Here is a 9,778-nt window from a genome sequence, read left to right on the forward strand (position 1 = left end):
CGAACCAGTGACCCGACCGTGCGGCTCGGGTGGCGCGGGCGCGGCGTGGGATCGGTCGGGTCACGTGGTTCGGAGGAGCCGGAACCCCCGACCGTCCGCGCGAGCGCGGACCGGCCCCCGGTCCCTCTCATCGACTCGCGCCCCACGGGGCGAAGGAAAGGGTCGCCGGACCCCCACAGGGCACCGGCACCGGTTCCTGCTCGTCCCCGCAGCTTCGCGACGAGTCCCAGGAGGACACCAGCGATGACCATCGCCGCCGACACCGACACCAAGACCATCACCGTCCAGTCCGGCCCGGTCGTGGCCGACCCCGACCGGGTCCAGCACCTCGACCCCTGCACGCTGCTCATGGACCGCAACATCCGTCTCGACACCAGCGCCGACCGCGAGTTCGTGTCCTCGGTGCGCACCCACGGGGTGCTGCAGCCGATCATCGCCGTCGCCACCGACGACGGCCGCGCCCGCGTGCGGTTCGGGCACCGGCGCACCACCGCCGCAATCCTCGCCGACCTCGCGACCGTCCCGGTCATCGTCGGCCCGGTCGGGGCCAGCGACGCCGACGCCGAGGAAGCCGCGCGGATCGCCGCGCAGTACGTCGAGAACCAGGTCCGGCAGGGTCTGAGCACGGCTGACCAGCTCACCGCGTTCGCCGACCTCGCCGCCCTGGGCCGCAGCCCCGGCCAGATCGCCACCGCGACCAAGGCCCGGCGTCGCGACGTGGTCGCAGCGCTGCGCGCCGCCGAGAGCCCGGAGGTCCGCGACGCCGTCGCGGCGGTCCCGATGACTCTGGAGCAGGCCGCCGTGCTGGCCGAGTTCGATGACGACCCCGAGGCCTACCAGGCCCTCCTGGGCGCGATCGGGCACACCGGCGGCGGCAGCTACGGCAGCTTCGCCCACACCGCCGCCCGGCTGCGCGCCGACCGCGCCGAGGCCACCGCCCGCATCGCCCTGATCGCCGAACTCGACGCCGCCGGGGTGGCCATCATCGAGCGCCCCGACTACGGCAGCGGTATCGAGAAGCTGACCGACCTCACCGACGCCCCCGAACCCACCGGCGCCGACGCCGGCGCCGGCGCCGGCGCCGAGGACGAGGACCAGGGCGAGGGCGACGAGGACCAGGGCGAGGCCGACGACCCGGACGAAGAGTTCGACGAGCTGGACGAGCTGGACGAGCTGGACGAGCTGGACGAGTTCGCAGCGGTCGTCCCGGCGCGGGGGCCGGTGGGTGCGGCGATGCCCCCGGCGATCACCCCGGACGAGCACGCGGGCTGCCCGGGCCACGCGGCGTACCTGACGCCCAACTACGGCGGCCCGGCGCGGGGCTCGCGGATCGTCGCGGTGTTCGTCTGCACCGACCCGACCGCATACGGGCACCGGGCCCGCAGCGGGCGCACCCTGCCCGCGCCCCGCAAGACGAACCCGGCCCCGCGCGGATCGGAGACCACCGAGCAGGCCGCCGCGCGCGCCACCGCCGAGCAGGAGGCCGCCAAGGCCCACCGCCGCCGGGTGATCGCCGGGAACAAGGCCTGGGACGCCGCGACCACGGCGCGCCGGGAGTTCCTGTCCGAACTGCTGACCCGCAAGACCCCGCCCAAGGGCGCGAACGCCTGGGTGGCGTCGGCGTTCCTGACCGACCGCTACACCGTGTGCCGGGCCGCCGAGCGCGGCCACGCCACCGCCGCCGACCTGCTGTGCCCCACCCCCGCCGCAGCGGACCGGCCGCTGGCCGGACCGGCCGACCACGAGCGGATCGGCAAGCTCGCCGCCGGGGCCAGCGAGGCCCGCTCAGCGGTGCTCACCCTCGGCATGGTGCTCGGCGCGATCGAGGGCGAGACCAACCGGCAGATGTGGCGCTGGGCGCTGGACCGCCCAGGATTCGAACGCGCGGACGCCGGGCTGGTCCGCTACCTCGACCAGCTCGAACTCTGGGGCTACGAGCGGTCTCCGATCGAGCGCTACGCCACCGGCCAGCCCGTCACCGACGCCGAGGTATTCGACCCCGCCACCACCGCCGCTGCCCACCACGACGTCGAGGACCACGAGGCCGAGGACCACGACGAGCAGGGCGAGGGCGGGGAGGAGTAGCCGACCGGACAGGCCGAGGGCCCGCCGCCCGGGGTGTAAGAGGCACCCCGGGTGGCGGGCCCCCGTCGTGTGCAGGTTAGAGCCCCTGCGCCCGCTGTCGCGGGCGGCGCCCGCGGCCCGCGCCGACCGGTGCACCTCGGACGCCCCGCCCGCCGGTCGGGTGGTGGCCGGCGCGGGCCACGGGCGCGTCCCGGGGCCGGCGGGCGTAGCTCGGCTGGCGGGTGCTCTTCCCGCCCACCCGCCCCGCCGCAGACGCCTTCCGGCGGTGGGCGCGGGCGGGCGGTGGGTGGTGGGGGCTCCTCACGGCCGCGAGGCCAGGGGCGCCTTCGGCGCCTTCTCGGACGCCGCTTCGCGCCGCGTCCTTCTTCGATCCTTCTCCCCGTGGGGCGTCCGAGTCTGAGGGCTCTGGGGTCGGCGAGCGGCCGATGAACCCGGCCCGGCCCGCCCGAGTGACCCCGAGCCCTCGTTCCTCGGGCTGACCCCGGGGCCACATCGTCCGGGCGAGCCGGAACCCCCGCCCGTGGCCTGCGGCCACCGACCCCGGCTGCCCTCTGCTCCGACTCCTCGCCCCACGGGGAGAAGGAAATGGCAGCCCGACCAGCCGGTCGGCGCAGTTCCCGAGCCCCGTCCCGTCTGGCGAGTCCAGGAGGACACCAGAGATGACCACCCACACCACGAGCCCCAACACCGGCGGTACCCCCGCGGCTCCGCGAATCCCGGCGAGCGACGCGGTGCGCTACGCGCGGGCGCTGCTCGCCCGGATGTGTCGGGGGGTGGCGAACCCGGAGGTTGCCGCGCTGGTGGCGGAGTTCGGCCCGGTCGCGGCGGTCGCCGAGGTCTGCGACGACCCCCGCCGGGCGCGTCTGTTCTACGGCGCCACCGTCGCCGCGGGCGACCGTGACCGCGCGGCCGCCGACCTCGCCACCGCTGCCGCGCTGGGCGCCCGGTTCCTGGTCCCCGAGGACCCCGGGTTCCCCGAGCGGGCGGTGATGGGCTGGACCCGCCCCGACGGTGCGCTCACGGTGTCGGCGCCGGTGCTCGGGCTGTGGGTGCGGGGCGACGCCCCACTGACCGGCGGTCGCCGTCTGGTCGTCACCGGCTCGCGGGCCGCGAGCGCGTACGGGCTGCACGTCGCCCGGGACTGGGCCGCGCAGCTCACCGAGTCCGGGGTGCGGATCGTGACCGGCGGCGCCCTGGGCATCGAGGGCGAGGCCCTGCGCGGCGCGCTGAGCACCGCCGCCACCCCCCGCCGGGTGGGCGCCGGGGACGCGGCGGGGGCGCCGGTGGTGGTGCTGCCCGGCGGCATCGACCGCATGTTCCCGGCCGCGCACGCGCCGCTGTTCGAGGCCGTCACCGAGCAGGGCGGGGCGCTGGTGACGCCGTACCTGCCCGGGACGCTCCCGTCGCGGGCGATGATGCTCGGTCGGCTGCGGCTGATGGCCGGGCTCGGGACCAGCGGCACCCTGATCGTGGAGGCCGCGGCCCGCAGCAGCTCCCAGCACGCCGCCTGCGACGCCCGCGACCACGGCTTCCCGGTGCTCGCCGTGCCCGGCCCGGTCACCTCCGAGACCTCGGTCGGCGCGCACCGCCTGGCCCGCGAGCCCTGGGCGCGGCTGGTCGGCAGCGTCGACGACGTGCACGGCGAGATCACCACCGCCGAGCAGCGCGCGGCGCTCGAGGCGGGCGCGTCCGGCGCGGCCCCGGCGAGCGACCAGTGACCACGGCCCACCGGCCGTGCCCGGCCCTGCCCCCGGCACCATGCCGGGGCCCAGGGTCGGGGCGCCGCCCCGGACGCCGACACTCGGCCCGGGTGCGCCCAGGGCCGCCGTCGTGGCCCGGAGCCCCGGCCCACCGCGCCGCCGAACTGCAGCGCTTCGCCCACTACGACACCCCCGGCGACGCCCCGCCCCTGACCGAACACCAGATGCGGCTCGCGCTCACCGCCGCCCGCGCCGTGTACGCCGCCTACGACCACCTCACCGTCGCGGTCGGCGTCGACGCCGCCCCCAGCCCGGACTACCAGCGGAGACAGGCGGCGTGGGCCGCGACCCGCGCGGTGTTCGGCGACGACGCCCCGGCGCACCACCGCTACCGGCTCCACCTCGCCATGAGCCGCGCCGGGCTCCTGCCCTGACCGCACACCAGCCCCGGCCCGTGCGGCGTCGCACCCCGACGGGGTGCGACGCCCGCGGCCCGCGCCGACCGGCGCACCTCGAGCACGTCGCCCGCCGGCGGGCAGGTGTCGGCGCGGGCCGCGGGCGCGCTCGGTGCCGGCGGCGGAGCTCGGCCGGCGGGTGCTTCCCCCACCCACCCGCCCCGCCGCGGAGACCGACCGGCGGTGGGCGCGGGCGGGCGGTGGCTGCGCAGGGCTCCTCACGGCCGGGCGGCCAGGGGCCCTTCGGGCCGACGCGGACGCCGCTGCGCGGCGCGCCCCCTGCTCGATCCTTCTTCCCGTGGGGCGTCCGAGTCTGAGGGCTCTGGGGCCGGCGAGCGGGCGATGAACCCGCCCCGACGACCGAGCCGGTGACACAAGCCCCTCCTACGTCGGGGTCGCCTCCGGCGATGCCACCTGCTCGGGCCAGGGACGGAACCCCCGCCCGTGGCCTCCGGCCACCGACCCCGCCGCCCTCTGCTCCGACTCCTCGCCCCACGGGACGAAGGAAATGGCCGCCGGACCGCCACCACCCCGGCGCCGTCACGCGTCCCGGCCGCAGCCCCCAGCTCGGAGGACCCCGCCATGACCAGCACCAGCACCCCAACCGGCGCCGTCCCGCAGGCCGCGACCCCGACCCCTGGCGGGCGGGTCCGCGAGATCAGCCGCGACCAGTACGACCGCGAGTACGCCCACGGCTACGCCGGACCGGTCACCGACCTCACCACCGCCACCGCCGCCGGGTGGCCGACCCCGTTCTGGTCGCTGGTCCTCACCACCGCCGGAACCGCGCTGGCCCCAACCCGCCTGCTCGACCTCCCCGACGACACCAAGCCCACGACCGAACAGACCCACCGCGACGTCGCCACCCGCGCCGAGTTCGACCCCGACGCGCTCGCCGAGCCGACCCCGATCATCCCGGGCACCCGGCAGCCGGTCCCCGACCCCGGGATCGTCGCGGTCAGCGTGACCCTCGACGGCCGGGTCCGCCCACACCTGCTCACCCGCCGCCACCGCGCCCGCGCGCAGGCCCTCGCGACCCTCGCCGGGGTCCCGCACCGCATCTGGACCGCTCGACCCGACCAGCCCGACGCGGTATGCGCGGGACTCGGGGTGCTGCGCCTTGACCGCGCCGACCACGACCTGGACATGTGGTTCGACCTCGACGGCGCCGAACACCACCCGATCAACCCCGCCGCCTCGGTGACCGCCGCCAGCTTCGGCGTGCACGGCGGCATCTACGGGCCCGTCGTGTTCACCGGCGCCCCCGACGCCTACGGCCTGACCCGTGACGTCGCCACCGCCGCGACCGTGCTCATCGCCGCCACCGCCGCCGCCTGCGACGACCCGGGCGACCCCGGCGCCCCCGCCCGCCGCGCCGCCGAATTCACCGCCCTCGGCATCACCATCACCGCCCCCGACGGCGACCCGGACCCGGCCGGACCGGACGCGCTGCCGGTCCCCGCGCCCCGGGCGGCGGGGGAGTCCTACGACGCCCAGCGCCACACCGTCTGCCGCGACGGCGGCTTCCCGTGCTGCGCCGAGTGCGACGAGCACGCCCCGCACGGCCACGACGAGCACCACCCCGACCAGCTCACCGCCCACGCCGCTGCCCGCTGACCCGCCCGCTGACCCGCCCTACGGGGTGTCCCGGCGCCCGGCGCGTGAGCCACCGAGCCGCGCCGGGCCCCGGGCCCCACCACCCCCCGCACCACGCGACCACCAGGAGCGCTCCGCGATGCCGAAGAACCCCACGCCGAACCCCACCACCCGACCGACGACGCGACCGACACCGCTGCGGCTGCTGCCCCAGCCCGACCCGACCCTGGCCGGGGTGTTCGCGGAGACCCTGGACATGGAGCTGCCCGAACTCGACGCCCGCGACCGGGCCCGGGTCGTCGCGACCGTGCTCGGGCTGCTGGTGACCACCCAAAAGGAGCACCAGCCCACCCGCTACGCGATGTCGGTGCTGCTCGCGACCCCCTGCCGGCGTTGCGCCCGCGCGATCGGCTGGGACCCCTTCGAGCAGGGTTGGCTGCACTACACCGGCGCCCGCTGCTGCACCCCCGACGCCGTTCTCGCCCACGACAGCGAACTCGCCCGCCGCATGTTCGCCGCCGACCGCGCTGCCGACCGGGCCCAGACCGAGCACGACACCGCCCTCGCCGCCGACGACCCGGTGGCCGCCGCGCAGGCCACCGCCCGCGGCGCGCTCGCAACCGCCCTCGCCGGGCAGCTCGCCGGCCACCTGCACGCCACCCCCTGATCCCGCGCCCCCACTCAGCCCGACGACGAGCCCCGACGGGCCCGGAGAGGACCCCCGACCATGCGACTGCTCGACCTGTTTCGCCGCTCCGGCCCCGAGAGCCACCAGCCCACTCCGCCCGCCGACCGCGAGGAGCCCGACCAGCCCGCGGCGGCGGTCGCGTTCGCCCAACGACCCGAGATCGCTGCCGCGTTGGAGCGCCTTGCCGGCGCCGAGCGCGCCGAGGACGACCGCCTGCGCGGCGAGCGAGAGCGCCTGCGCAACGAGGAAGCTGAGCGCGAGGCCCGGCACGCCGCCCACGCCGCCGCCGACCAGCTGCGCTGGCGGGTCGCGGCCCAGCGCCGCGAGCACGGCGACGACGCCGCCCTGCAGGCCCGGTGGGCCGGGCGCGCCGACCAGCACGCCGACGCCGAGCGCGCCGAGCTCGACCGGCAGGTCCGCCAGGACCGCGAAGACGCCGAAGCGACCCGCCGCTTCCACGAAGAGGAAGAACCCGTCCTCAACGCCCTCGGACGATGGGAGGCCGAACTCGAAGCCCGGGCCGCGGTCCCCTACGACCTCCAGCTCGACCAGCACGAGCACGAACACGAGCACGAGCCGGAGCAGGACGAGGCTGAGGACGACCCGCCGTTCTGAGAGCCCGGTGCCGGCGGGCGGGGTCGGGCGGCGGGTGCTCTTCCCGCCCACCCGCCCAGCCTCCGGTGCCCGCGCCGGAGGACGCGGGCGGGCGTCGGCGGGTCGGGGCTCCTCAGGGCCGGGCGGCCCGGGGGCCCTTCGGGCCCTTTTCGGGCGCCGCTTCGCGGCGGCGCTTCGCGCTGGTCTTTCTTCTCCCCGTGGGGCGTGCCGAGTCTGAGGGCCCGGGGGCCGGCGAGCGGTCGATGAACCCGGCCCGCACCGAACCAGTGACCCGACCGTGCGGCTCGGGTGGCGCGGGCGCGGCGTGGGATCGGTCGGGTCACGTGGTTCGGAGGAGCCGGAACCCCCGACCGTCCGCGCGAGCGCGGACCGGCCCCCGGTCCCTCGATCCGACTCGCGCCCCACGGGGCGAAGGACAGGGTCGCCGGACCCCTCAGGGGACTGGCGCCGGTTCCTCGTCCCGTCTCACGTGTCGCCCGAGACGGAGAACCTGCCATGGTCCACCCGCTGATCGCCCGCCCCGACTACCTGACCGCGCTGTGGCTGCCCGCCGACGGCGGCATCACCACCGTGCGGCTGTCCCGCGACTCCTCCCAGCGGGTGGAGGAGCTCTCCGAGCTGGTCGGCGGGCTGTTCGACGTGGTGCGCCTCGACGAGCGCACCGACATGTGGGTCAACGACCTGGGCCTGTTCGGCTGGCCCAGCCCGAACGTCATGGCCACCCGCGTCGCCGGGGCCCACGGGATGGACCTGCAGCCCTACCACGGCCCGGCGGTCCTCACCGGCGGCGCCGACGAGCGCGGCGACACCGTCGGCCTGGACGACACCACCGCCACCATGCTCGCCTCCGTCGCCTTCTACGGCGCCGCCGAGGGCCCGATCCGCCCCGACGAGATCGACGGTCACCGCTTCTACGAGTTTGACGCCCGCCGCTACCACCACGGCGCCTGATCCAACCGACCCCGACCCGGGCCCGGTCCCGCCGCACACGCGGACCGGGCCCGGGCTCCCGCGAGCATGTCGACCCTGAAGCCGGCGCGCGGCGTGGCCGGGATGGCCGCGCGGTGGCGGCGGCGGCCGCCCCGCCCGATCCCGTGGACGGTCGCCGGGCTCGCGCGGCAGCTGGACCCGGCTGAGGCCGGGGTGCTGCTGGCCTACCACCAAGCCCGCACCGGGGAACCGGGCTACGTCCCGGCGTGATTCGGGATCGCGGCCACCGAGCGCGCGGTCCGTCGCGGGGGCTGGGAGCGCGGCGAGGTGATCCGCGTCGGGCGTGATGAGCTGCTCGCCCTCGGGTTGGTCGAGCCCACCGAGCTGGAGACCCGCCGCCGACACCCACGCTAGGACAGGTGGCCGGCCGAGGCGCTCAGGGCCGCGCCGGGCCGGGCCCGGCGGCGGACCCCGGGCGGACCCGGCCGCTGGGGCGGCCTCCCCGCCCGGAGGGACTGCCCCGCTGGGACCGGTGTCGCCCCTGGCGGGGCTCGACCGGCCCGGGGCCGCGGCGGGACGGACGCCCCGGGGGGCGTCCGAGGACCCGCCCCGACCACGCCGGCCCCGCGAGGTGGCCGGCCCGTGCCTCGGCCCGTCGCAGGCGGCCCGCTCACCTCGAGGTCCAGGACCAGGCGGGGCCCGGTTGTGGTGGTCCGGAGTGTGACGGCCGAGGGCGCCGCGGGGGAGTGGTCGCGGGGCTCCGGGTGGGTGGATACCGGAGAGGACGCCCTGACGGTGGGGGCGCCGGGGGTGTCGGGCCAGGGGCGCCCGGCCGCACCGATCGCTGCGCTGCGGGTGGTCCGAGCCCTCCTGCGTCGGGCTGAGCGTCGGACCACCCGATCGGTGGACCGTGCGCGTCCTGGCCCTCTCACCCCCACCGCCCCCAGGCGGGGCCGCGTCCCCACCGGCACCCACCCCCACTGGAGGCGGCCATGACCACCCAGCCCGAGACCCCCGCAACCGAACAGGCCACCCAGCAGCCCACCCAGCAGGTCGGCACGGCGGCTGCCGAGCGCCCGGTGCCCCTGGTGATCGAGGGTGTCCCCGACGTCGTGGCGTGCGAGGTCGGGCTGGCCGGCTGCGACCGCGTCGGGTCCTGGACCGCGTGGGCCCGCGACACCGACCCGCAGCGCTGCTGCGCGGCGTGCGGCGGGCAGATGGCCGGCCGACCCGGGGTGATGGTCTTCCCCGTCATCCGCTGACTCGCCCTGCGGCGGGCCCCACCAGGGGCCCGCCCCGCGGCGCGGGCCGTCGCGGTGTGCCGGGCGAGGTGGGTGGGGCGAGGTGGGTGGGTGTTCCGCCCGTGCGGGCGGACACACCGGGCGGCGAGCGTGCTGCTCGAGCTCGGGATACCCGGCCAGCGGTGGGGGTGGGGCGCTCAGGGCCGCGCCGGGGCCGGGCGCATTGATGACCCGGCCGCTCCGGCCGCCAGGGGCGGCCTGCGCGCCCGGGACCGTTCCTCAGGGGCCGGTGTCGCCCCTGGCGGGGCTCCCACCGGCCGGGGCCGTGGCGGGTCGGACGCCCCGGGGGGCGTCCGAGGACCCGCCCTGGCCGACGGACGGGGCGGTGCCGGTCGGGCCGGTGTCGCCCCTGGCGGGGCTCCGACCGGCCGGGCCGTGGACGGGCTCGGGCCGCCTGGGGGCGGCCCG

At 77.7% G+C, this 9,778-nt stretch carries 9 protein-coding genes; all 9 read left to right on the forward strand.

Features of this window, described 5'->3' with window-relative positions; genetic code table 11:
• Nucleotides 1-243 precede the first annotated feature (243 nt).
• Nucleotides 244-2,085 carry a ParB/RepB/Spo0J family partition protein gene (locus LN037_RS31725; protein ID WP_230761053.1) on the forward strand — a complete coding sequence of 614 codons (1,842 nt, stop codon included), beginning with the start codon at nucleotides 244-246 and terminating at the stop codon, nucleotides 2,083-2,085.
• 659 nt (nucleotides 2,086-2,744) lie between these two features.
• Complete coding sequence (locus tag LN037_RS31730) at nucleotides 2,745-3,803, forward strand: DNA-processing protein DprA (RefSeq protein WP_230761055.1); 1,059 nt, start codon at nucleotides 2,745-2,747, stop codon at nucleotides 3,801-3,803.
• Between the two features lie 92 nt (nucleotides 3,804-3,895).
• Nucleotides 3,896-4,219, forward strand: a complete 324-nt coding sequence (locus LN037_RS31735) for a hypothetical protein (RefSeq protein ID WP_230761057.1) — start codon at nucleotides 3,896-3,898, stop codon at nucleotides 4,217-4,219.
• Between the two features lie 603 nt (nucleotides 4,220-4,822).
• Nucleotides 4,823-5,857 (forward strand): hypothetical protein, encoded by a 1,035-nt coding sequence (locus tag LN037_RS31740; RefSeq protein WP_230761059.1) that lies wholly within the window; start codon nucleotides 4,823-4,825, stop codon nucleotides 5,855-5,857.
• 118 nt (nucleotides 5,858-5,975) lie between these two features.
• Complete coding sequence (locus LN037_RS31745) at nucleotides 5,976-6,503, forward strand: hypothetical protein (protein WP_230761069.1); 528 nt, start codon at nucleotides 5,976-5,978, stop codon at nucleotides 6,501-6,503.
• A 60-nt stretch (nucleotides 6,504-6,563) separates the two neighbouring features.
• Complete coding sequence (locus LN037_RS31750) at nucleotides 6,564-7,139, forward strand: hypothetical protein (RefSeq protein WP_230761061.1); 576 nt, start codon at nucleotides 6,564-6,566, stop codon at nucleotides 7,137-7,139.
• Between the two features lie 495 nt (nucleotides 7,140-7,634).
• Nucleotides 7,635-8,090 carry a DUF3846 domain-containing protein gene (locus tag LN037_RS31755; protein ID WP_230761063.1) on the forward strand — a complete coding sequence of 152 codons (456 nt, stop codon included), beginning with the start codon at nucleotides 7,635-7,637 and terminating at the stop codon, nucleotides 8,088-8,090.
• 66 nt (nucleotides 8,091-8,156) lie between these two features.
• A complete protein-coding gene (locus LN037_RS31760) occupies nucleotides 8,157-8,339 on the forward strand; it encodes a hypothetical protein (RefSeq protein WP_230761065.1) in 183 nt (60 codons plus the stop codon).
• 722 nt (nucleotides 8,340-9,061) lie between these two features.
• Nucleotides 9,062-9,331: a hypothetical protein gene (locus tag LN037_RS31765; protein WP_230761067.1), complete on the forward strand. Its 270-nt coding sequence runs from the start codon at nucleotides 9,062-9,064 to the stop codon at nucleotides 9,329-9,331.
• The last annotated feature ends 447 nt before the right edge of the window (nucleotides 9,332-9,778 follow it).

This window comes from Actinomycetospora soli (assembly GCF_021026295.1).
Taxonomy (GTDB): domain Bacteria; phylum Actinomycetota; class Actinomycetes; order Mycobacteriales; family Pseudonocardiaceae; genus Actinomycetospora; species Actinomycetospora soli.

What these genes read in the sequence shown, in the direction of transcription:
- LN037_RS31740 (WP_230761059.1), top strand. Translation starts at nt 4,823, where the DNA reads ATGACCAGCACCAGCACCCCAACCGGCGCCGTCCCGCAGGCCGCGACC.
- LN037_RS31730 (WP_230761055.1), top strand. Translation starts at nt 2,745, where the DNA reads ATGACCACCCACACCACGAGCCCCAACACCGGCGGTACCCCCGCGGCT.
- LN037_RS31760 (WP_230761065.1), top strand. Translation starts at nt 8,157, where the DNA reads ATGTCGACCCTGAAGCCGGCGCGCGGCGTGGCCGGGATGGCCGCGCGG.
- LN037_RS31745 (WP_230761069.1), top strand. Translation starts at nt 5,976, where the DNA reads ATGCCGAAGAACCCCACGCCGAACCCCACCACCCGACCGACGACGCGA.
- LN037_RS31725 (WP_230761053.1), top strand. Translation starts at nt 244, where the DNA reads ATGACCATCGCCGCCGACACCGACACCAAGACCATCACCGTCCAGTCC.
- LN037_RS31750 (WP_230761061.1), top strand. Translation starts at nt 6,564, where the DNA reads ATGCGACTGCTCGACCTGTTTCGCCGCTCCGGCCCCGAGAGCCACCAG.
- LN037_RS31755 (WP_230761063.1), top strand. Translation starts at nt 7,635, where the DNA reads ATGGTCCACCCGCTGATCGCCCGCCCCGACTACCTGACCGCGCTGTGG.
- LN037_RS31765 (WP_230761067.1), top strand. Translation starts at nt 9,062, where the DNA reads ATGACCACCCAGCCCGAGACCCCCGCAACCGAACAGGCCACCCAGCAG.